Here is a 20,822-nt window from a genome sequence, read left to right as displayed (position 1 = left end):
CCCGGCTCACCACTGCGGCGGCTGCTGCGGCTGGTACGGGTAGGCGCTCGCCGCGACGGCCCGCCGCCGCTTCCGCGCCCGCGCCGCCACCCCCGCCGCCACCCCGGCGACCACCAGCACCAGCAGCCCACCGGCCCCGAGCAGCGTGTACGTGACCCCCGCGTTCCCGCCCGCCCCCGCCACCGGCGCCGCCATCGGCGGCCCGGAGGCACCGTCGCCGGGCACCGCCCCGGAATCCGGCGGAGCCCCCTGCGACTCCGCCCGCCCGAGCAACGGATTGGCCCTGGGCCCGCCGTCCACCGCGGGATTCGCCTCCAGCGCCTTGGCCGGATCGACGATCCCGTACCCGTAATGCGCGTTCGGCACCGCCGACCCGTCCCCCGGCGCCGTCGCACTCTTGATCATCCGATTGATGACCTGCCCCGCCGAGAGCCCGGGATACTTCGACCTGATCAGCGCGGCGGTGGCGGAGACGTAGGCGGTGGCGTCGGAGGTGCCGTTGCCGATGCCATAGCTCGACGCGGACTTGGCTGTGGCCTGATAGACCTCCACCCCCGGCGCGGCCAGGGTGACCTCGGGCCCCGAGGTGGACCTCTCCCAGACCCGTCCTCCGTCGTCGACGGCTCCGACCGCGACGACTCCGGGAAACGCGGCCGGGTACGAGACTGCCTTCAGATCCCCTCCGGTATTCCCGGCGGCGGCTACCAGCAGGACGTCCTTGGAAGCGGCATAGCCGATGGCCTCGCGCACCTCGGAGTCGAATCGGGACGCTCCGCCGATGGACATATTGACCACCTTCGCGCCGTGGTCCACCGCGAACCGAACGGCCGACGCAAGGCTGTTCTGTTGAAGCCCTGTCGCTTCGCCGTTCGCCGTCAGTCTGACGGGGAGGACTTTTGCCTTGGGCGCCAGCCCCATGATTCCGTCCTGGGCGCCGTGTCCGTGCCCCACGATCAGACTTGCCATCGACGTTCCATGGCCGTCGCTGTCGACACGCCCATCCGAGTTCGCCCCGGAGAAGTCGGCGCCGGGGAGGACCTGCCCTGCCAAGTCCTGGTGTTCCTGGCTGACTCCACTGTCCAACAGCCCGACAATCACGCCTTCGCCCTGGCTGACGGGCCAGACCTTCTTCTCGGCTTCGAAGGCCTTCAGAGCCCACTGCTTGTCGCGGATCTGATCTGCCGCTGCCGGCGTGGCGCAGGTGGCCCAGAGCAAGCCCCCAGCGGCGATAGCCGCTGCACTGCGCGCCAGTCGGTTGCTCGTCAAATCTGGTCACTCCACTCAGCGATGTGCCCCGCAGATCACCGATCTGCGGGGCACCGGATCAGATCAACCCGTCCTCCCCGAGGACAGGCTCATTCCACCACGTTCGGATTGGTCGGTTTGTCCGACGCCCAGGTCTCCTCGTCCTCCACCAGATAGTCCGGGCGCTTGGCGCTCTTCTCCTCGTTCTTCTTGCGCTGCCTGGCTTCGCCGACCGGCACTCCCGGTGCCACGCCGCTCGTACCTCCGACCCCCAGGTCGGCCTTCGCCCGGGCTCGGGCGCCCAGGCCCGAGCCTCCCTCGGTGAATGCGTACCTACCGCCCCCGCCGGTGCTGGAACGGCCGCCCTCACCGATGACACCGCCGGTACGCCCCGGTGTCCTGCTGCCACCCGTGGTCGCACCTGCGCCACGGCCACCGGCTCCGCTCCCGCTCCCGCTCCCGAACACCTCACCGGCGCCGACGGCTCGACCGCTGCGGTTCACAGACTTCTCAGCGACGCTCGGCCGGCCCATCGGGTCCTTACCCAAGGCGGCGCCCTTGCCCTGGACGCTTCCGGAGGCACTCTTCGCACCCGTGGTCGTCCCGCCCGGGTCGACGGACGGCCCGCCTCCGGGGACGGCCCCGGTGGGCCTCGGAAGCCCTCCGGGCGCGCTACCCGGATTGCCACCGGACGACTGTGTTCCGGCTGTCACGACGTTGTTGCTGGTGGCGTTGTTGGGAGCGTTCACCACCGCGGCATCGATACCCACTCCCGGGCCGTAGTTCGTCGTTCCGGGCGGCTTGGGAAGCGTCTGCGCGGTGCCGCCCTTGATCCCCGCATCGGTGGGCGCGGGAGGAGCGGCCGAGACGGGGCGCTTGACCAGGGGCGGCTCGGACGTCCTCCGAGGCTGCGCCTGCTGCTCCCCGACCTGGGTCGGAGTCATCGTGGGACCGCCGAGGCCGGTACCCGCCATCATCGCGCTGGCGACCGCTGCCGAGCCGCTTGAATCGTCCTGAGGACCGATGTCGCGATTGTCGCCCAGCTTTCCGAGCGGCTGGTAAGGCGGTGGTGGCTTCAGCATCGGGGTGGCGACGCGGTAGTGCATGGCGAGGGTCTGCATCACCGCGGCGGCTTCGAGTTTGCGCTGTTCGGCGATGGCCGTTCTGCTGTCCTCGTCGTCGTCGCCGAAGAGGGACGAGACGGTGTCGCCGATGCCGTCCTTGACCTGGTCCCAGCCGCTGGGTTCCTCGGGCATGTCGTGCTTGGCCTTGGCGATGGCCTCGGACATCGCCTTGAGGGTGTTGGCGGCGTCGTTGGCGTAGGAGGCCGCGTTGTTGATGGTGGCGGCGAGGTTGAGCATGCGGGTGTGGAAGGCGTCGCTGGTGGTGCCCTCCCAGCTGACGGCGGCCTCGGTGCTGGCCCGGGTGAGGGTGGCGCGGATGGCTTTGAGGGTGTCGGCGGCGCGGCGCCAGGGGTCGCCGGCGGCCATCACCTCTCCGGGGTTGAGGGCCTGGGCCATCTTCCGGAGTTCGGCGTGGCTGTAGTCGTTGAAGTTGGTGTACGTCATCGGCGGCCGCCTCCGTTCCCGCGGGGCTGTGCCCGGTCGGCGCTCATCGTTCGGACTTCCCGCCGTCGTGCCGGGGCGGCGCCACCGTGCGGGTGTAGGCGGCGGTGCTGGTGGCGGACGGTGCCGCCACCGACCAGCCGTCGTCGCCGAGTTTCAGCTTGCCGGCGGTGCGGTGCTCCTGCTCCTGGTAGTTGGTGGCGGTGAGTTCGGCCTTCTTCTGGGCCTCGTCGACGGCCTCCTGGAGCTGGTTGAGCACGTCGCGCAGGCCGTCGCGCATCGTCTGGTACCGGCCGTGCAGTTCGGTGGCCTCGGCGAAGGTGCCGAAGGAGGTCTTGCCGACGGCGCTCTGTCCGTGGGTTCGGGTGCCGTCGGCATGGCGTTCGAACTCGGCCAGCAGGAGCCGCACCTGGGCGGCGAAGGCCCGTAGTTGCTCGACTTCGACGCGGTAGCCGCCGCCGGCCCCGCCCGTCGATCCGGTCCCCGTTGACACGTCCGGCGCCTCCCCCGTGCGTCCGCCCCGCGCTGTCGTGCACAGCTCCGGGAGACACATGTCTAACACATGGGCGGGGCAAGCTGAACGGTGCTCGCGGCGAAGCGGCCGACGTCCTGGCGGACCGTCAGTTCACGGATGTTCCACGCTGTCGGCCCGTGAGGGCGCGGCGGCAGAGCGAGTCGGCGCGGCGGGTGGTCTCGGGCAGCCGGTAGTGCGGGGCGAGGGCCAGAGTGGTGGCGACCGCCTCGGACAGGCCGATCCGGTGGCCGACGGAGACGAACACCGGTTTGACGCCGGCCCTGGTCCGGACGGCGCGGCCGACCTCCTCCCCGGTGGCCGGGTCGGTGAGCGGGGTCCAGGCGCCGCGGGCGGCCCCGGGCTCGTGGTGGTCGAAGACGAACGGGGTCTTGGCGACGCCGAGTGTGCGCAGGCCGGTGAGCACGCCGAGGTGGCTGGCCAGGCCGAGGCGGCGCGGGTGGGCGAGGCCGTAGCCGTCGCAGACCACGGTGCCGGGGGTGCGGCGGAGGGCGGCCAGGGCGTCCAGCACGGCCGGGAGTTCACGGAAGGCGAGCAGGCCGGGCACGTAGGGGAAGGCGATCCGGCCGACGGCGGTCGACTCGTCGACGACGGCCAGGGTCTCGCGGTCCAGGACCACGGCGGCGGCGACCACGAGGTCCCGTTCGTCGTCGTAGGCGACGTCCACACCGGCGATCAGCGTGTCGTCGGCCTCGGTGCCGGCCCCCGGGCCGGGGCCGTACGGCTGGACGAGCGGTCGCAGCCGTTCCTGTTCGGCGAGCGCCTCGGCCTCGTTGGCGGGCCAGTCTGCGGGGATGGGCACGGAGGGTCTCCCCCTGGGGCGTCGGGTGTCAAGGAATGTGTCCCGGTCACCGTACCGAGTGGGGTGGACGACCCCGCAGTGAGCCTGTGCGCCCCCCGTGCCCCGGATCCGGCGGCTTAGGCTGCACTTACCGAACTGCCGTACTGGGTAGGAGTTGTGGAGAGGTTTCCAGCACCGGCACCGCTCCACCCCGCTTCCCGCCCGTTCCCCCGACGTGCGAAGGACCGATCGCCATGCCGCGCCCGACCACCGCTCAGTTCTGCCTCGGCACCTGCACCGTCGTCGCCGCCGCCGTGGCCCTGCTGGCCGTCTCCGGCGCCACGGGCGTCCTGGAGATCGCCGTGCTGGTGGGCTTCGCCCTCGCGCTCGGGACGCTGGTGACGCTGCTGTCGCTGTCCACCGCCGCGCAGCGCCGCACCACCGCCACGCCCGGCGCGGCACCCCTCCAAGCCGACGCCCCGGCCCCGGCCGGGCACGCGTACGCCCGGCAGCGCTGAGGCGGCACCACCGGGCGGTCCGGACACGCGGACGGGATCAGACCGTGGAGACCACCACGGTCTTCGCGGCCTTGTCGTGGAGGCACTGGCGGTACGGCTTGTCGAAGACGCCGAACAGCCCGTCGATCAGCCACCAGAGCGCCGCGCAGCAGATGACCGCAGGGAGGATGAAGACGGCGGCTCTGGTCCAGGCGGCGGCCGGTGGCGGCGTGCTGCCGTCGATCAGCATCGCGACCCTGATCTTCATGGCCTTCTTGCCGAGGGTCTGGCCGTCCCGGCTGAGCATCACGCCGTCGTAGATCAGGTAGAGACCGCAGGCCAGCCAGAACGCGCCGGCCTCGCCAGAGCGGTCGCTGAGCGTGGCGAAGGGCAGCACCAGGACGATCGCCACGATCTGCACCAGGACGTAGTCGATCACCTGCGCGAGGATCCGGTTCGGCCAGGTGCCGAGCGGCGGCATCCCGGGGACGGGCCCGGCGCCGGGCGTGCCGTGCCCCGCAGGCCCGTATCCGGACGGTGGCTGGTCGGACGGCGGCCCGCCGTACGGGTCCTGCCCGTACGGCGGTCGCCCGTACGGCGAACCGCCGGGAGTGCCCCCGTAGTCGCCCCCGTACGCGCCGGGCCGGTCGCCGTAGGGACTGCCGGGCGGCGGGGTCGAGGACGGTGGCGGGTTTCCGGACGGGTCCGACGGCGCACCTTCCGGCGTGCCGCCACCCGGGGACGGGGGCTGCTTGTCGAAGGAGGGCTGACCGCCCCCCTCCGGCTCGGAGCCTGAGGGGTTCTGGGTGCTCATTCACCGAGTAGAACATTGCAGATTGGCTAAGTTTCGGATATTTAGTCCGTTTCGCCCGGCAACCTCCGGCGGACCGCGGTCAGCCCCGGACCACCCGGGTGCCCGCCATCCGGTCGTGCCACCCGCGCCGGGCGGGGCGGTCGAACAGCGGCCAGACCAGGCCGAGCAGCAGCACCGCCGAGGCGTTCCGGGCCAGCCAGCGGGCCAGCGACCGGGCGAGGCTCAGCCGGCCCCGGGCGGCCGACGGGGCCGCGTCGACCACCCGGATCCGGACCAGGCGCTTGCCGAAGGTCTGCCCGGTGCGGGCGGTCGGCAGGACTTCGTAGAGCACCCCGACGAAGGCGAGGACGGCGAACAGGACGGCCACCTTGCCCAGCACCACCCCGTCCACCAGCCAGACGTCCACCTGGCGGCGGGTCAGCGCGCTGGCCATCCTGGCCTGGTCGAGCTTCTGCTGGACGTGGGACACCACGGAGTTGCCGAGCGGGATGGCGGTCGCGGTGGCGACCACGGCGAGGACGGCGGTGTCCACCAGCCGGGCGGCCAGCCGGCGTCCGAGCCCGGCGGGCAGCGGGGCGGGGGGACGACGGCGAGCCGGCCGGGGCGCGGCGGCCCCGGCCTTCGCCGGGTCGGCGAGCGCGCCCGGGGCGGGGGCTCCGACCAGCCTCGCGACCGGTGCGGGGGCCGCAACGGACGAGGCGGTGGGGGCGGACGAGGTGGTGAGGGTGCGGGGGACCGTGACGGCGGGCACCACCGCGACGGCCGAGGCGGCCGAAGCGTCCGGCTGCGACCCCGAAGCCTGCCCCGACACCGGCTGCGACTCCGGCTCCGGCTCCGGCTCCGAGGCAGGCGCAGGCACCGACGCGGGCACCGGCACCGCCTCGGGAGCACGCCCGGCCACCGGCGCGGCGACGGGCTCCGCCCGCTCGCCGGATGCCTCGCCGGACAGCCGCGCCGCACCCACCGCCCGATCCTCCGCCGGCCCGTCCGCGCCGGAGTCCGGCTCCGCCCCCGGCAGCACGCCCCAGGAGACCCAGCGCGGCGCACCGCCGGTCTCCATCAGGCCACGCTGCGCCCGCGGGTCGACCTGCCAGCCGACGGCCCCCGGCTCGCCCGCACGCTGCTCCTCGACCTCCTCCGCCTCCTCGACCGTGCCGCCGCGCTCCCGCCCGGCGGCCCCGTCGCGGATCTCTCCGACGCGCGCCGCCTCCCCACCGGCGGCCGGTTGCGCCACCGCCGGACGCAGCGCCGCACGGGCCGCCAGATGCGGCCCGACGCTGAACGACGCCCCACCCGCCGTCTGGTCCAGGTACACCGGCCCGGTCTCCCCGGACACCCCGGCGATCGCCGGCACCGCGGGCGAGGGCACCGCACGCGCAGGCGCGACGGACGAAGGCGCGACGGACGAAGGCGCGACGGACGAAGGCGCAGCGGACGACGGCGCAGCGGACGACGGCGGATGGGCCTCCGGCGACGCCGGCGGCGGCACGAAGCGCGCCCCCGCCCCGGGCCCGGCCCCCGCGCCGGCCCCCGCGCCACCCGCCACGCCGCCGCGGCGGGCCGCGAACCGGGGCGGCTGCAGCGCCTCGCCCGCGGCCGGGGCCGGGCGGCTGGTGCCCGGCACCCACGCGGTACCGCCCCAGTAGCGGACGAAGCCGGGCACCGAGGGGTCGGGGTAGTACCCCGGGGTGGGGCCGACGGCCGTCTCCGCGCCGCCGGCGAAGGGCCGGTCCGTCATGGGGTCTTCTTTCTGGCAGGGCCGTTGCGGCGCACCCGGCGGGCGGACCACGCGACGGCGACTCGGGCGGCGGAGGTCGCTTCGCCCGTCGGCGCGCGCGAGGACACCGCCTCATGGGCGGACAGTCGCGGGGCAGTCACAAAGGGTAGTACCTCGGCGGCGCGAAGGTGGCAAGTTGCGCGATCGCCGGACAGGCCGGGTCCGCCCGGGATAAGGAGTACGGCGCGCGTCAGCGGTCCCGCGCCCGGTCCCCCCACGGTCTCCACGGCCCGCCCACGCCCGCGGGAAGTCCGCCAAGAAATCTCGGAAACATGTGTAAGAGCGCCCGCGACCCGCGCTCTCCAAGGTCAGAGGGCCCGGAACCGGGCACGAACCGGAGTCAGAGAGGAACCCGATCATGGAGCGCGCGACGAGCGTGGTCGAGCACGAGCTGGAACTCAACCTGGTGCTCTCCCCCGAGCACAGCGTCCCCGTCCCGGCCCGGCTGTCCTACGGCAGCCACGACCCCTACGCGGTGCACATCACCTTCCACCTGGACACCGGCTCGCCGGTCACCTGGGTGTTCGCCCGCGAGCTGCTGGTGGAGGGCACCTTCCGGCCCTGCGGCCAGGGGGACGTGCGGATCTGGCCGACCCGCTCGGGCCGGCGCAGCGTGCTCTGCATGGCCCTGAGTTCGCCCGCCGGGGACGCCCTGCTGGAGGCCCCGCTGCCGGTGGTGGCCGCCTGGCTGGAGCGGGCGCACCGGCTGGTGCCGCCGGGCAGCGAACTGGCCGCGCTGGACATGGACGGGTCGCTCGCCGAGCTGCTCGCGTGAGCGACCGCGCCGCACGGCGCCGCCCGACCCCGGCCGCCCCGGCACCGGGCACCCCCGGGCGGGACAGCCCCGGACACGGAACCCCCGGAAGCGGGACCCCCGCCCACGGCGGCCCCGGGCGGAGCACCCCCGGGCCGGTGGGCCCGGGAGTCCCCGGCGACTCAGCGGGCCGCGGGGGCCTGCTGACGGTCGTGCGCGGTGCCCGGGCGGCCGCCGCCGCTGCGCTGCCCGGGCAGCGGGACGAGCGGGGCGCCGGCGGCCCGCCGCCGCGCCCTTATCCGTAGCGCCGCGGCCAGCAGGAAGCAGATCCCGACGAGCGGGTAGACCGAGGCCGGGATCTGGCTGACCGCCGACAGGTGCAGGTCGAGGTCGCCGTGGTGCGGCACGACCCACATCCCGAACGAGAAGAAGGCGATCAGCGTCGCCCCGAAGGCCGCGCGCCAGCGCAGTCGGCGGACGGCGGCCGGGCGGGCCTGCTCGACCGCGGCTTCGCAGGCGAGCAGCGCGAGCACGGGCACGCACCAGATCCAGTGGTGGGTCCAGCTGATCGGCGAGATCAGCACCGCGGTGACGGCGGCGCAGCAGACGCCCCACGCCTCGGCGCGCGGCAGCCAGCGGGAGCTGGAGGCCGCCCAGGCGGCGATGGCGAGGCCGAGCACCGCGATCACGGCGCCGGCCAGCGTCGCGACGGTCCCGGGCTCGGCGGTGTGCAGCAGCCGGGCCACGGCGCCGCGTACCGACTGGTTGTCGACGATCTCGGTCTTGCCGACCCGCGAGGAGTCGTACAGGTACTTGGTCCAGAAGCCCCAGGTGGCGTCGGGCAGGACGAGCGCGCCGAGCAGGAAGGTCCCGAGGAAGGTGAAGCCGGCCACGAAGGCGGCCCGGATCCGGCCGGTGAGCAGCAGGTAGACGGCGAAGAGGCCGGGGGTGAGCTTGATGCCCGCGGCGATGCCGATCGCGACGCCCTTGCTGCGGCGGCCGTCGGGGCGGGTGAGGTCCCAGAGGATCAGGCAGGCCAGCGCGAGGTTGATCTGGCCGTAGCGCAGCGTGGTGAAGACCGGTTCGAGCCAGACGCCGCCGCCGGTGACCAGGATCACGCCGAGCGGGCGCAGTTCGCGGCGCGGCCAGCCGACCAGCTTGAACGACAGGTGGGTGAGCAGCGCGAGCAGCCCGAGGTTGCCGAGCGTGATCGCCACCCGCAGGAACGGCACCGGGAACCAGGTCGTCGGCACGAACAGCATCGCGGCGAACGGCGGGTAGGTGGCGGGCAGGTTCCATTCGGTGACCCGCAGCGCGTAGAGGTCGGTCCCGTCGGCGACGGCGCCGCCCTCCGCCCGGTAGACGATCATGTCGACCATCGAGGTGTGGACGAAGTGCCGCACCACGGCGTAGACCACCAGGGAGAGCAGCGCCACGGCGGAGACGGCCAGCAGCGGGCGGCGGGGTGCCTCCCGCAGGGCCCGCACGGGCGCGCCGAGGGCGTCCTTGAGGCGGTCCGACAGGGGTCCGGGCGCCGGGTCCGGTGCCGTCGGCACCACGCTGCGCTCGTCTTGCACCGCTGTCACTGTTCGCTCCGTCCACCGTTCGGCCAACCAGCGACGATACCGGATGCCCGGCGACCGGGCCCGGTCGAGCCGACTACCGAGCGTGATCGCCCGGGTGGAAGTGCACCCCGGCCGGCCGTACTCCGTTGCGGGCGGAGCACGGACGGCCGGGGTCCCGGGGAGGGATCGCGGGGCTCAGCCGGCGTAGGCGCCGAGGGCCCGGGTGAAGTCCAGCGGCTGCTGGACGATGCTGCTGCAGCTGGCGTCGGCGTACGCCTTGGCACCGCCCGCGCACGCCTTGTCGCGGGTGCCGGACCACATCGCCAGCCAGGCCAGGTGCTTGGTCCCGGCGAACTCGGCGAGCTGCTTGGCGTCGGCGACCGTGAAGACCTCGCTGGCCACGTCGTTGACCCCGATCATCGGGGTGACCGCGACCTTGCGCCAGGCGGCCGCGTCGTCCAGCCCGAGCACGCTCTTGACCTGGGCCTGGGTGGCGGTGGCCGCGGCGATGGCGTACTTGCCCATCTGGCCCTGCGGGTTCGGGGCGACGCCGTCCCCGAAGTCCATCGCCATGATGTTGACCGCGCCGATCGCGACGCCGTTGCGCTTGGCGTCGGCCACCAGGTCGACGCCTTCCTGGGTCAGGCCGGAGGGCAGCGCGGGGAGGGTGAAGGAGACGTCCAGGGCCTTGCCCTTGGCGGCCGCGTTCTTCTGCAGCTGGGCGACGGCCTGGGCACGGCGGGTGTTGGCGGCGGTGTTGGCGATCGCGCCGCCCTCGACGTCGAAGTCGACCTTGGTCAGCCCGAAGGCGTCGACGGCCTGCTGGTACACGGCGGTCAGGTCGGCCGTGGTGGCGCAGGCGAGGGCCAGCTCGCTGCCGTTGGCGCCGCCGAAGGAGACCCGGACGTCGCCGCCGATCGCCCGCAGCGCGCCGATCTGGGCGGCCACCGCGTCGGCGGACAGCTCGCTGACGCCGCCCCACTTCGGGGTGCAGCCGCCGCCGGAGACCACGAAGGCGAGGGTGAAGTTCTTCACGCCGGTGGCCTTCGCGGTGGCGACCAGGTCGTACGGCGGGTACAGCGAGGTGTCCACGTACGGCGCGAAGCCGGCGCCGGTGGCCGGGGCGGGCGTGCCGGTCGCGGTGGCGGTGGGCGCGGGGGTGGCGCTGGTGGTCGGCGCCGGGGTGGTCGGCCTGGTCGTGGCGGTGGGGCTCGGGGACGCGGTGGTCGGCCGGGCGGTGGCGGTGGCCGTCGCGGTCGGCGTCACGACGGGCGTGCCGGTCGGGGTCGGCGAGGTGCCGGGGGTGCCCGTCGGGCGGCCCGAGGGGGTCGGCACGGTGTCGCCGGCCTTGCAGGAGGCGTTGTTGATCAGGCAGTTGCCGGGCTCCGCCTGCGCGGCGCCGGCGCCCTGGGCGACGAAGCCGACCACCAGGCTCCGGCCGGGCTCCAGCCGCTTGCTCCAGGCCTCGGGCTTGACGGTGACGTGCTGCCCGTCGGCGCTGAAGGTGGCGTTCCAGAGCGAGTCGATCTTCGCTCCGGCCGGCAGGTCGAAGGACAGCGTCCAGTCCTCGATCGCGCTGCCGGCCGGGTTGGTGACCAGGTACTGGCCGGTGTAGCCGGCGTCCCAGGCGCTGGTGCGGGTGTAGACGGCGCCGAGCGAGGCGGCGCTGGCCGAGGAGGCGAGGGTCACGACCGCGCCCGCGACCAGCGCGGCGGCGACGGCCGAGGAGGCGAGGACGACTCCCTTGCGGCTGCGTCGGCGGCGGCCCCGGCGGCGTTCGGGCTGGGTCGTCATGGGCGTACCTCCGTAGGGGGCGCCTCCCGCCCGGAGGGCGCGGGGGACGGCTGGGCCGGACGGGGTCGCGGCGGCCGGGCGCGGGTGGATGGACCCGTCGCGGGCGGCGTGACCCGGCTCGGTCGGGTGACCGGCGCGGATGACGCTAGTGGGGCGGGAGGGCCGGAACGGGCCTGCTGAGCGAGGGGTACAGCTCTCTTAGGGCCCGCTTAAGGAAGAGGGGCGACACCGGTGCGCGGCACCGGCGCGCGGGGCCGCCCGGCGCGGGGACCGCTCAGCGCTGGAACAGCGTGCCGCGGCTGCGCCGGCGGCTGGCGCGGGCGGGGGCGCCGTCGGGGCGGGCCTGCAGCCGCAGCCGGATCTCGGCGCCGCCGAGCCCGGCGGAGCGACCGAGCGCGAGGTCGCCGCCGGTGACCTCGGCGAGCTTGCGGGCGATGTCCAGGCCGAGGCCGGTGGAGCCCTCGCCGCCGTCGCCCTGCCCGCGCTCCAGGGCGGCCTCGGGGTCGGTGAAGCCCGGTCCGGCGTCGCCGACCAGCACGATCACCGAGCTGTCGGTGGCGAGCACGTCGACCGAGAACGCGGTGCCGACGGCGGTGTGGCGGAAGACGTTGCCGAGCAGGGCGTCGACGGCGGCGGCGAGGTCGCCGCGTTGGACGGACACGCCGGCGGGTTGGTCGGCGCCGGCCAGCTGCCAGCGGCGCCCCTCGTCCTCGGCGAGCGCGGACCAGAAGCCGACCCGCTCCCGGATCACCTCGGCGGCGTCGCAGCCGACGGTGACGGCGGGCGCGTCCTCGGGCGCGCGCCGGGCCGAACGGATGATCTGGTCGACCTCGCGCTCCAGTTGGGAGACGGCGTGCCGGGTGGCGTCGGCCGCGTCGCCCTCGCCCAGCGAGGCGGCGTTGAGCCGCAGCACGGTGAGCGGGGTGCGCAGCCGGTGCGACAGGTCGGCGGCCAACTCCCGTTCGGCGGCGAGCAACTGGACGACCCGGTCGGCCATCGTGTTGAACGCGTGGGCGGCTTCGCGCAGCTCCTCCGGGCTCCCGGCGGTCTGCCGGTCGTCGACGGGCACCCGGACGGCGAGGTTGCCGCCACCGAGCGAGCGGGCCGCGGCGGCCAGCCGGCGGGCCGAGCCGACGATCCGGGTGCCCATCCGGTCGGCCACCAGCACCGAGATGGCGACCAGGGCGAGCGCGACCGCGGACAGCACCAGCCAGGCGGTGGAGACCCCGCGGGTCAGGTCGCCGTCGGCCACGAACACCTCGACCACGGCCGTCCGGCCGGTGTCGACGGCCACCGGCTGCAGGAGGGCGAAGCCGCCGGGCACCTCGACGGTGAACGAGCGGCCCTGGCCGCCGGCGGTGCCCACGTCGGCGGCCAGCGCACGGGCCTCGCCGATGGTCGCCCCGCCGTCCGGCCCGATCATCGGCGCCCCGGCGGAGGACGGTTCGGAGGGCAGCGAGGAGGGCACCGAGGAGGGCGGCGATGACGGCAGCGGGTTCGGCGGCGCCGAGGGCGGCGAGGGCGAGTCCGCGGCCGGCACCGGGCCCGGGGCCGGCAGATGGACCGCCATCCGCCCCTGCGCACCGGCGTCGGTACTGGCCACCGCACGGGCGATGGCGCCCTGGTCGGTGGTGATGGCGAGGGCCGGGCCGAGCGCCGCCGCCTGCCGTTCGGCCGCGGTGAACGCCCGGTCCCGCGCGGTCTGTTGGACCATCAGCCCGAGCGGGATGAGGAAGGCCAGCGCGACCATGGTGGTCCCGGCCACCGCGGCCTTGATCAGGGCCCAGCGCAACGAGTGCCCGAACCGCCTCACGCCCGGCCCTCCGTGGGGGCGGGGCCGGGGCCCGCCGGGTGCCCGGTCGCCTCCAGCCGGACGCCGACGCCGCGCACGGTGTGCAGGTAGCGGGGGTTGGAGGCGGTCTCGCCGAGCTTGCGGCGCAGCCAGGAGAGGTGGACGTCGATGGTCTGGTCGCCGCCGTAGGTCTGGCGCCACACCTCGGCCAGGATCTCCTTGCGCGGCACGACCACGCCGGGGCGGGCGGCGAGGAAGGCCAGCAGGTCGAACTCGCGGCGGGTCAGGTCGAGCGCCCGGCCGTCCAGGGTGGCCTCGCGGCGCTGGAGGTCGATGGCGAGCCCGCCGACCCGGAGCACCTGGGTGACCGGGGCCGTCCCGCCGCCGAGGCGGCGCAGTACGGCGGCCATCCGGGCGCTGAGGTGTTCCCCGGAGAAAGGTTTCACCAGATAGTCGTCGGCACCGTCGTTGAGCAGCCGGACGATCTCGGCCTCGTCGTCCCGGGCGGTGGAGATGATCACCGGCACGTTGGTCAGGCCACGGATCATCTTGAGCGCCTCGCTGCCGTCCAGATCGGGCAGGCCGAGATCGAGGATCACCAGGTCGCAGCCGACCTGGGCCACCTCGCGCAACGCCTCAAGTGCCGTGCCCACACTGCGGACCGCGTGACCGGTGTCGGCCAGATGCCGGATGAGGGCGGAGCGTACGAAGGGGTCGTCCTCGACCACGAGCACTGTTGCCATGGGGCTGCACGGTACGCCATCGGCGTGCGGTGGTCTGTACCTCGGGGTGGGTCCGGGAGGGGCCGCCGGACGGCTCCGGACCGATTCGCTCCGTCCCCTGGTGTTTTGTGCAAGTTGCCTGCTGAATAGCAGGGCTGCCCACCTGCGGCGGCCCCGAATACGGCAGGATGTGCGCACGATGCGGAACGGACTGGTACAGCTCGGCGCCTGGGCGGCGGCCACCGGGGCGGCGGTGGCGCTGTCCTGGTTCGGCGTGCACGCGGTGCTGACCGGCGCCGCGTTCGAGCAGCCGACGGCGCTGCCGCTGCCGTCCCCGGCCGCCGGCGGAGCCCGCTCCCCGGTCGCGTCGGCGCCGGTTCCGACGCCGCCCCAGGAGCCGTCCGCGCCTCGGCCGGAGAGCTCCGGCCCGACGCCCGCGCCGGCCTCGGCGACCACCCAGCGCAGTGCGGCGGCGCCCGGCACCCCGCCCGCGTCACGCCGTCCCGCGCCCACCACCGCCACGACGACCGCGGCCGCCGCCCCGACCGCCACGTCCACCGTGCGCAGTTACCCCGTCCCCGGCGGCAAGGTGGCCCTGGACATCCGGCCGGACAACGCCTCGCTGGTCTCCGCCACCCCGGACCCGGGCTGGCAGATGCAGGTCTGGAACGGCCCGCAGTGGATGCGGGTGGACTTCACCAAGGGCGACCAGGCCAACTCGGTCTTCGTCGCCTGGAACGGCCACCCGCCGACGGTGGAGACGGTCGTCCGCTGACCGCCGTCCGCCCGGCGGTCCCCCCGGCCGGTCACCACCGGTCGAAGGGGACGTACCCGGGCAGGTACGGGCCCCGGTAGCGGGAGCGGTCGACCAGGGTGTGCCGGGTGCCGCCGGGCACCCCGATCGCGGCCAGCACCACCACCCCGTACCGGTCGTGCGCCTCGTAGGGCTCGGCGAGCGAGCTGGCGCCCCGGTCCACCGCGTAGTCGTAGGCGTAGTGGACGTCCGGTACGCCTACGGCGAGGTCGAGCACCCCGTCGCCGTGCCGGGCCAGGTGGCCGGCCAGCTCCCGGCCGCGCGGCCCGATCACCTGGACCAGCGAGGTCAGCACGAACCTGGTCCCGGGTGCGCGCAGCACGTAGGAGACGGTCTCCGGCTCACCGGTGTCGGGCCCGGCGTAGGCGGTACAGCGCAGGCCGAGCGCCGTGGCGTAGCGGCGTGCCGCACGCTCCGCGTCGGCGACGGCGAAGACCACCGCGTCGGCGTGCCCCATCGGGACGAGGTCGGGCTCCTCCAGGCCCGCGGTGAACAGCAGGGGTTCGGCGGCGGTGTCGGTCATGACGGCCCTCCCGGTGGGCGTGCGCAACCACGGTCTGCCCCGCGGGCCGGTGTGGGGACCGGCTCACGGGGTTGTGGCTGGAGGGTGGCGCCGGGCCGACCGGCGCGCAACTGTTCCGTTTCCTCCTGGTCAAGGTGTGCGCCGGGGCGGGAGAATCGGCCGCACCGCTGTACAGAATGCCCACCGGAGGACGGAGCCCCGCGATGCCCCCCGCCCACTCCCCGAGTTCCCCGAACTCCACCGGATCGCCCAACTCCACTCCTGGGCAAGCGTCTTCGGCCGCCGCGCCGGGTACCGCCAACGACGCGATCGACGTCCTGGACGGCCGGCTGATCCGGCTGCTGGCGGAGGAGCCGCGGATCGGCGTGCTGGAGTGCTCGCGCCGCCTCCAGGTGGCCCGGGGCACCGTTCAGGCGCGGCTGGACCGGCTCCAGGCCAAGGGAGTGATCGGCGGCTTCGGGCCCGAGGTGGACCCGGCCGCGCTCGGCTACCCGGTGACGGCCTTCGCCACGCTGGAGATCTCCCAGGGCCAGGGCGCCGACGTGCGGGCCCACCTGGCGGCGGTGCCGGAGGTCCTGGAGCTGCACACGATCACCGGGCACGGGGACATGATGGTGCGGATCGTGGCCCGGTCCAACGCCGATCTGCAGCGCGTGATCGACCGGGTGGTGGGGTTCGACGGGATCGTCCGCTCCTCGACGGCCATCGCGCTGGAGAACCCGGTGCCGTACCGGATCCTGCCGCTGGTGGACCAGGCCGCGGCCGAGTAGCCCGTCCGGTCCGGCTCCGGCGGTGCCCGCCGGGACCTCAGCAGGTGGGGACGGTCCCGCCGCCGCGCAGCGCGTCCAGCGCGGAGATCGACTCGCTCAGCGTGCCCACCGGCACCAACCGCAGACCGTCGGGCAGGTTGACCTTGGCGTCCGCGCACTCGTCCTTGGGCAGCAGGAACACCGTCGCGCCGTCCCGGGCCGCCGCCTGGGTCTTCAGCGGCACGCCGCCGACCGGGCCGATGACGCCCTGGTCGTCGATGGTGCCGGTCCCCGCGACCGTCAGCCCGCCGGTGAGGTCGCCGCCCTTGCCGTCGCCGGCCAGCTTGTCGACGATGCCCAGCGCCAGCATCTGGCCCGCGCTCGGGCCGCCGATGTCACCGAGGTCGACCTTCACCTTCACCTGGGCGGGCGAGAGGTGGAGGTAGGAGAGCGCGGCCGTGGTGGCGCTGTCCTGCGACTCGGTCATCTGCTGGGCCGTCACCTCCTGCGCCTCGGCCGGATCGCCCTGCGGGTAGACCGTCTCGGTCGGACGCACCGCCTCGTCCTGGTCGAACCAGGCCCGCAGCGACCGCCAGAAGGTGGTGCGGTCCCCCGGATTGGTCGCCGAGATGGTCACCATCCGCAGCTCCCCGTCGGTGGTGCGCACCGGCGCTCCGGTGACGGTCAGCACCGGCTTGTCCTGGTAGCTGCCGAGGGTGTCCGCGGTGACCCCCGGCCAGGTGAGCGTGTACGGCAGCGGGACGAAGGCCGCCACGCCGAACAGCGCGGCGACCAGCACCCCGCACAGCGCCAGCGCGCGGGTGCGGGGGGCGGTCAGGGCCTTGGGCAGCTTGGTGTCGGACACAGAGGCATCCAAACACACCCGGCGCTATCGCAGGGCGTCGGCGACCTCGGTCGCCGCCTCCACCACCCGGGGGCCGACCCGCTCGGGGACGAGCCCGTTCAGCATCACCACGCCGACGCTGCCCTCGATCCCGCTCAGCCCGACCAGTGCGGCGGCCGCGCCGCTCGCACCCGACTGCTCCTCCGCACGGGTGATGACGAAACCTGACTCCGGACGGCGCTGGCTGGGGAAGCCGCGCGCCTCCAGGATCGCCCGCCCGGCGGCGCTCTCCCCCAGCGGGTGGCGCAGCCCGGTCCGGTAGGCGACGTGGAAGTCCGTCCAGCTGGGCTCGACCACGGCGACGGCCAGCGCCTCGTTGCCGTCGACCAGGGTGAGGTGGGCGGTGGCGCCGAGGTCCTCGGCCAGGCTGCGCAGGGCCGGCAGCGCCGCCTCGCGCAGCAGCGGGTGCACCCGGTGGGCCAGCCGCAGCACGCCCAGGCCCACCCGGGCCCGGCCGCCGATGTCGCGGCGGACCAGCCCGTGCTGCTCCAGCGTGGCCAGCAGCCGGTAGACGACGGTCCGGTTGACCGCGAGGCGGGCGGCGAGCTCGGTGACGGTGAGCCCGCGTTCCGAGTCGGCGAGGAGTTTGAGGACCCGGACGCCCCGGTCCAGGGTCTGGGAGGTCTCTGCAGTCACGACGCGCATGTCCTTTCCGCGGCGGCCGCCGGAGCGGCGGCGCCGGTCCGGGACTCAGGTGTCGCGCGCAGGTGGGTGGCCGCGCTCGGGCCGCGGTGTGTCGTCCTTGACGTCCTGGCGGTCCTGCAGCGCCCGTCCCGACGGGGGTTACCCGACGGGGGAGCGTGTGGGAAAGGTAGTGAAGGAATTGTCGCGGCGGAAGTGGTTGTCCAAAATTCGGGCATGATCGATTTCGTCACGCATGACGAACCCGGACAAAGACCCAGATTTCACAGCTCTGGACTGGGCACAAGTTCGACCACAGTCCGAAGTTCGGACAGCCCCGCCGCGGCGGGGGCCGCTCGCCGGGCGCGGCTCGGAGCAGGTGGCGGCTCGGAGCAGATCGCGCCTCAGAGCAGGTTGCGCAGCACCGTCCAGGCCACCGCGGTGCCCAGCACCACGGCCGTGCCGCCCCGGCCGAGCGTCGGCCGCCAGCTCCGGCCGGCCAGGCCGTGCCGCAGCCAGGTGAGGTAGAGCAGCGCGACCAGCGGCAGCGAGAGCAACAGCGCCGCGTTGTCGTGCCAGGCCGCCGCGAGGTCGCCGTGCAGCAGGTCGTACGTCATCCGGGTGCCGCCGCAGCCGGGGCAGTCCAGTCCGGTGACCTTGTGCCAGGGGCAGAACGGCAGCAGCTGCCCGGGCAGGTGCGGGTCGCGCGACCACAGGTAGGCGCAGCCGGCCAGGCCGCCGCCGAGCACCGCCAGCGGCGGTCCCGCGGTGCGCAGCCGGGCCGGGAGGGGCAGCCGGGCGAGGAACGGCAGCCGGGGGGCGGGGCCGTCGGCCCCGGGCGCGGCGAAGCCGCCCCGGCCGGAGCCGGGGCGGCGCGCCGCGAATGGCCTGGGCAAGATCAGCTGCGCAGCAGACGGCCCTGGGCGTCCGTGCGGTCGTTGCTGGTGAGGAACAGGATGCCGTCGATCAGCGACCAGACACCGAGACCACCGCAGGTCAGCAGCTGGGCGATGCCCATGCCGATGTGGCCGGTGTAGAAGCGGCCGACGCCCAGGCTGCCGAGCAGGATCGTCAGGATGCCGGCGACGACCTTGGACTTGTCGGAGAGCTCGGGCTGGGCGTGGGGCGGGTACGACACGTTCGGTGTGCTCCTTGTGACGGCATGTTCGAGCTCGCGACGGGACGGTCGCTGCCTCGACTGGTGAGGTTGCCGGCCCGGCTCACCGGGGGCTGCGGCCACCGTCCGGACGGGGCGGGGCGCAACCACGACAGTCCCGGAGGCGGCGCGGCACGCGGAACACTAGCCGATCATCACACCGGCTGTCTCCACAGATTCTTCGCGTTCGCCTGACCGTCACATGACCTTCGGGTGTTGCCGGACAATTCGCCGACGTCCGTTACTTCGCCCACTCCCGGATCCGCTCGATCCGGGCCTTCAGCTGATTGACCGTCGCCTGGGCGGTGAGCGGACCGCCGCACTGGCGCCGCAGCTCGTTGTGGATGGTGCCGTGCGGCTGGCTCGTCCGGTGGTGCCAGGCCGCCACCAGCGCGTTCAACTCCTTGCGCAGCTCGCGCAGTTCCTGGTGGGTGACCACCGGCCGCTGCTCGGCCGGCAGCTCCAGCAGGTCGGCCTCCTCGGCGGGCTTGGCCTTGCTGCGCTGGATCTGGCGGTGCTGGCGCTTCTGCAGCAGCATCTGCACCTGGTCCGGCTCCAGCAGGCCCGGGATGCCGAGGTACTCCTCCTCCTCCTCGCTGCCCGGGTGCGCCTGCATGCCGAATTCCATGGCGTTGTACAGCACCCGGTCGAAGACCGCGTCGGAGCCGATCGCCTCGTAGGAGAACTCCTCGCCGCCCGCGCCGTCCGGCCCGTCGTTGGCCCGCTCGGCCTCGGCGAGCAGCCGGTCCTCCTCGTCGAAGAGGCCCTCGCCCTCCTTCTTCGGCCGGTCCAGCACGTGGTCGCGCTGGAGCTCCATCTCGTTGGCGAAGCCCAGCAGCGTCGGGATGGTCGGCAGGAAGACGGACGCGGTCTCGCCGCGCTTGCGGGCCCGCACGAAGCGGCCGACGGCCTGCGCGAAGAACAGCGGGGTGGAGATCGAGGTGGCGTACACCCCGACGGCCAGCCGCGGCACGTCGACGCCCTCGGACACCATCCGGACCGCGACCATCCAACGCGCGTCGCCCGCCGAGAAGTCGGAGATCCGCTGGGACGCCTCCGCCTCGTCGGAGAGCACCACGGTGGCCTTCTCGCCGCTGATCTCCCGGAGGATCTTGGCGTAGGCGCGGGCGGTGTTCTGGTCGGTGGCGATCACCAGGCCGCCGGCGTCCGGGATCGCCTTGCGGACCTCGCTCAGCCGCCGGTCGGCGGCCTGGAGCACGCTGGGGATCCACTCGCCCTGCGGCGCCAGCGCGGTGCGCCAGGCCTGGGCGATCAGGTCCTTGGTCATCGGCTCGCCGAGCCGCGCCTCCAGCTCGTCGCCGGACTTGGTGCGCCAGCGCATGTTGCCGCTGTAGCTCAGGAAGATCACCGGACGCACGACGTGGTCGGCGAGCGCGTGCCCGTAGCCGTAGGTGTAGTCGGCGACCGACTTGCGGATGCCGTCGCCGCCCGCCTCGTACTGGACGAACGGGATCGGGTTGGTGTCCGAACGGAACGGCGTACCGGTCAGCGCCAGCCGGCGGGAGGCCGGCTCGAAGGCCTCGAAGCAGGCCTCGCCCCACGACTTCGAGTCACCGGCGTGGTGGATCTCGTCCATGATGACCAGCGTCTTGCGGGCCTCGGTCCGGTTGCGGTGCAGCATCGGGTTGACCCCGACGCCCGCGTAGGTGACCACGATGCCGTGGTACTCGCGGGAGAGCGGGCCCGAGGAGTAGGCCGGATCGAGCTTGATGCCTATCCGGGCGGCGGCCTCGGCCCACTGCTTCTTCAGGTGCTCGGTCGGCGCGACGACGGTGATCTGCTGCACCAGGTGGTTGTGCAGCAGGTAGGAGGCCAGCGTCAGGGCGAAGGTGGTCTTACCGGCGCCCGGGGTCGCGACCGCGAGGAAGTCGCGCGGCTGGTTCTCGATGTACCTGTCCAGCGCACCCTGCTGCCAGGCCCGGAGCTTGCCGGCGGTGCCCCAGGGGGCCCGGCCGGGGAAGGCCGGCGACAGGTGGTGCGAAGCGGCCGACGCGCCTTGGCCTGCGGCCCGGGCGGGCGCGTGCGGCTCCTGCGCGTCGGAGAAGAGGGGCATCGAGGAGGCGGCGGCAGTACTCACGGTCTCCGAGGGGGATCATCGCAGGTCAGAGGCCGTTTAGCGGCCCCCGGCCGCGGTCGGGCGGCAATCGGACAACCGGTCCAGCGTACCGGTCCGGCGCCGTTCGAGCGGCCAGGCTC

At 74.2% G+C, this 20,822-nt stretch carries 20 protein-coding genes; 4 read left to right on the top strand and 16 right to left on the bottom strand.

Going from position 1 to position 20,822, the window contains the following annotated elements; all coding sequences use genetic code 11:
- Positions 1–6: 6 nt before the first annotated feature.
- The 4 genes from mycP to ABZ497_RS13620 form a co-directional block, all read right to left on the bottom strand.
- Positions 7–1,266 (bottom strand): type VII secretion-associated serine protease mycosin, encoded by a 1,260-nt coding sequence (gene mycP / locus ABZ497_RS13635; protein ID WP_359804924.1) that lies wholly within the window; start codon positions 1,264–1,266, stop codon positions 7–9.
- A gap of 89 nt (positions 1,267–1,355) precedes the next feature.
- The gene (locus ABZ497_RS13630) at positions 1,356–2,813 is read right to left on the bottom strand and encodes a hypothetical protein (protein ID WP_359804922.1); all 1,458 of its coding nucleotides are present in this window, start codon (positions 2,811–2,813) and stop codon (positions 1,356–1,358) included.
- Between the two features lie 43 nt (positions 2,814–2,856).
- Positions 2,857–3,303: a hypothetical protein gene (locus tag ABZ497_RS13625; RefSeq protein ID WP_329487850.1), complete on the bottom strand. Its 447-nt coding sequence runs from the start codon at positions 3,301–3,303 to the stop codon at positions 2,857–2,859.
- Between the two features lie 127 nt (positions 3,304–3,430).
- A complete protein-coding gene (locus ABZ497_RS13620) occupies positions 3,431–4,144 on the bottom strand; it encodes an endonuclease V (protein WP_359804920.1) in 714 nt (237 codons plus the stop codon).
- A gap of 233 nt (positions 4,145–4,377) precedes the next feature.
- On the opposite strand from ABZ497_RS13620, the gene ABZ497_RS13615 reads away from it, so the two are divergent.
- On the top strand, positions 4,378–4,641 hold the full coding sequence (locus tag ABZ497_RS13615) for a hypothetical protein (RefSeq protein WP_359804918.1): 264 nt from the start codon (positions 4,378–4,380) through the stop codon (positions 4,639–4,641).
- 37 nt (positions 4,642–4,678) lie between these two features.
- On the opposite strand, the gene ABZ497_RS13610 is transcribed toward ABZ497_RS13615, so the two are convergent.
- Positions 4,679–5,434, bottom strand: a complete 756-nt coding sequence (locus tag ABZ497_RS13610) for an RDD family protein (protein ID WP_359804916.1) — start codon at positions 5,432–5,434, stop codon at positions 4,679–4,681.
- A 79-nt stretch (positions 5,435–5,513) separates the two neighbouring features.
- Positions 5,514–7,172 carry an RDD family protein gene (locus tag ABZ497_RS13605; RefSeq protein WP_359804914.1) on the bottom strand — a complete coding sequence of 553 codons (1,659 nt, stop codon included), beginning with the start codon at positions 7,170–7,172 and terminating at the stop codon, positions 5,514–5,516.
- 397 nt (positions 7,173–7,569) lie between these two features.
- On the opposite strand from ABZ497_RS13605, the gene ABZ497_RS13600 reads away from it, so the two are divergent.
- On the top strand, positions 7,570–7,986 hold the full coding sequence (locus tag ABZ497_RS13600) for an SsgA family sporulation/cell division regulator (protein WP_352293229.1): 417 nt from the start codon (positions 7,570–7,572) through the stop codon (positions 7,984–7,986).
- A gap of 161 nt (positions 7,987–8,147) precedes the next feature.
- Here the strand turns inward: ABZ497_RS13600 and ABZ497_RS13595 are convergent, their stop codons facing one another.
- The 4 genes from ABZ497_RS13595 to ABZ497_RS13580 form a co-directional block, all read right to left on the bottom strand.
- On the bottom strand, positions 8,148–9,551 hold the full coding sequence (locus tag ABZ497_RS13595; protein WP_359804912.1) for a glycosyltransferase 87 family protein: 1,404 nt from the start codon (positions 9,549–9,551) through the stop codon (positions 8,148–8,150).
- Between the two features lie 174 nt (positions 9,552–9,725).
- The gene (locus tag ABZ497_RS13590) at positions 9,726–11,324 is read right to left on the bottom strand and encodes a cellulose binding domain-containing protein (protein WP_359804910.1); all 1,599 of its coding nucleotides are present in this window, start codon (positions 11,322–11,324) and stop codon (positions 9,726–9,728) included.
- A 274-nt stretch (positions 11,325–11,598) separates the two neighbouring features.
- Positions 11,599–13,116 carry a HAMP domain-containing sensor histidine kinase gene (locus ABZ497_RS13585; protein WP_359805072.1) on the bottom strand — a complete coding sequence of 506 codons (1,518 nt, stop codon included), beginning with the start codon at positions 13,114–13,116 and terminating at the stop codon, positions 11,599–11,601.
- A gap of 17 nt (positions 13,117–13,133) precedes the next feature.
- The gene (locus ABZ497_RS13580) at positions 13,134–13,859 is read right to left on the bottom strand and encodes a response regulator transcription factor (RefSeq protein ID WP_329487858.1); all 726 of its coding nucleotides are present in this window, start codon (positions 13,857–13,859) and stop codon (positions 13,134–13,136) included.
- A 178-nt stretch (positions 13,860–14,037) separates the two neighbouring features.
- On the opposite strand from ABZ497_RS13580, the gene ABZ497_RS13575 reads away from it, so the two are divergent.
- Positions 14,038–14,613, top strand: coding sequence for a hypothetical protein (locus ABZ497_RS13575; protein ID WP_359804908.1), 576 nt, complete (start codon positions 14,038–14,040; stop codon positions 14,611–14,613).
- A 31-nt stretch (positions 14,614–14,644) separates the two neighbouring features.
- Here the strand turns inward: ABZ497_RS13575 and ABZ497_RS13570 are convergent, their stop codons facing one another.
- The gene (locus tag ABZ497_RS13570; protein WP_329487860.1) at positions 14,645–15,175 is read right to left on the bottom strand and encodes a VOC family protein; all 531 of its coding nucleotides are present in this window, start codon (positions 15,173–15,175) and stop codon (positions 14,645–14,647) included.
- Positions 15,176–15,378: 203 nt separating this feature from the next.
- On the opposite strand from ABZ497_RS13570, the gene ABZ497_RS13565 reads away from it, so the two are divergent.
- The gene (locus ABZ497_RS13565; protein ID WP_359804906.1) at positions 15,379–15,945 is read left to right on the top strand and encodes an Lrp/AsnC family transcriptional regulator; all 567 of its coding nucleotides are present in this window, start codon (positions 15,379–15,381) and stop codon (positions 15,943–15,945) included.
- A 37-nt stretch (positions 15,946–15,982) separates the two neighbouring features.
- Here the strand turns inward: ABZ497_RS13565 and ABZ497_RS13560 are convergent, their stop codons facing one another.
- The 5 genes from ABZ497_RS13560 to ABZ497_RS13540 form a co-directional block, all read right to left on the bottom strand.
- Positions 15,983–16,789 (bottom strand): S16 family serine protease, encoded by an 807-nt coding sequence (locus tag ABZ497_RS13560; RefSeq protein WP_359804904.1) that lies wholly within the window; start codon positions 16,787–16,789, stop codon positions 15,983–15,985.
- Between the two features lie 24 nt (positions 16,790–16,813).
- On the bottom strand, positions 16,814–17,464 hold the full coding sequence (locus tag ABZ497_RS13555; protein WP_329487863.1) for a helix-turn-helix domain-containing protein: 651 nt from the start codon (positions 17,462–17,464) through the stop codon (positions 16,814–16,816).
- Positions 17,465–17,853: 389 nt separating this feature from the next.
- Complete coding sequence (locus tag ABZ497_RS13550) at positions 17,854–18,345, bottom strand: DUF2752 domain-containing protein (protein ID WP_359804902.1); 492 nt, start codon at positions 18,343–18,345, stop codon at positions 17,854–17,856.
- A 2-nt stretch (positions 18,346–18,347) separates the two neighbouring features.
- Positions 18,348–18,587 (bottom strand): TM2 domain-containing protein, encoded by a 240-nt coding sequence (locus ABZ497_RS13545; protein ID WP_329487865.1) that lies wholly within the window; start codon positions 18,585–18,587, stop codon positions 18,348–18,350.
- Between the two features lie 259 nt (positions 18,588–18,846).
- Positions 18,847–20,679 (bottom strand): DEAD/DEAH box helicase, encoded by a 1,833-nt coding sequence (locus tag ABZ497_RS13540; protein ID WP_329492114.1) that lies wholly within the window; start codon positions 20,677–20,679, stop codon positions 18,847–18,849.
- Between the last annotated feature and the right edge of the window lie 143 nt (positions 20,680–20,822).

The organism is Kitasatospora sp. NPDC005751 (genome assembly GCF_040630835.1).
Lineage (GTDB): Bacteria > Actinomycetota > Actinomycetes > Streptomycetales > Streptomycetaceae > Kitasatospora.
The sequence above is the reverse complement of the archived record's forward strand: the minus strand, read 5'-3'. Positions and strand labels throughout refer to the sequence as shown.

Bases quoted from the DNA above. Each gene is read 5' to 3' on its own strand.
- ABZ497_RS13590 (WP_359804910.1), bottom strand. From the start codon at position 11,324: ATGACGACCCAGCCCGAACGCCGCCGGGGCCGCCGCCGACGCAGCCGC.
- ABZ497_RS13605 (WP_359804914.1), bottom strand. From the start codon at position 7,172: ATGACGGACCGGCCCTTCGCCGGCGGCGCGGAGACGGCCGTCGGCCCC.
- ABZ497_RS13565 (WP_359804906.1), top strand. From the start codon at position 15,379: ATGCCCCCCGCCCACTCCCCGAGTTCCCCGAACTCCACCGGATCGCCC.
- ABZ497_RS13570 (WP_329487860.1), bottom strand. From the start codon at position 15,175: ATGACCGACACCGCCGCCGAACCCCTGCTGTTCACCGCGGGCCTGGAG.
- ABZ497_RS13575 (WP_359804908.1), top strand. From the start codon at position 14,038: ATGCGGAACGGACTGGTACAGCTCGGCGCCTGGGCGGCGGCCACCGGG.
- ABZ497_RS13540 (WP_329492114.1), bottom strand. From the start codon at position 20,679: ATGCCCCTCTTCTCCGACGCGCAGGAGCCGCACGCGCCCGCCCGGGCC.
- ABZ497_RS13630 (WP_359804922.1), bottom strand. From the start codon at position 2,813: ATGACGTACACCAACTTCAACGACTACAGCCACGCCGAACTCCGGAAG.
- ABZ497_RS13580 (WP_329487858.1), bottom strand. From the start codon at position 13,859: ATGGCAACAGTGCTCGTGGTCGAGGACGACCCCTTCGTACGCTCCGCC.
- ABZ497_RS13615 (WP_359804918.1), top strand. From the start codon at position 4,378: ATGCCGCGCCCGACCACCGCTCAGTTCTGCCTCGGCACCTGCACCGTC.
- ABZ497_RS13600 (WP_352293229.1), top strand. From the start codon at position 7,570: ATGGAGCGCGCGACGAGCGTGGTCGAGCACGAGCTGGAACTCAACCTG.
- ABZ497_RS13610 (WP_359804916.1), bottom strand. From the start codon at position 5,434: ATGAGCACCCAGAACCCCTCAGGCTCCGAGCCGGAGGGGGGCGGTCAG.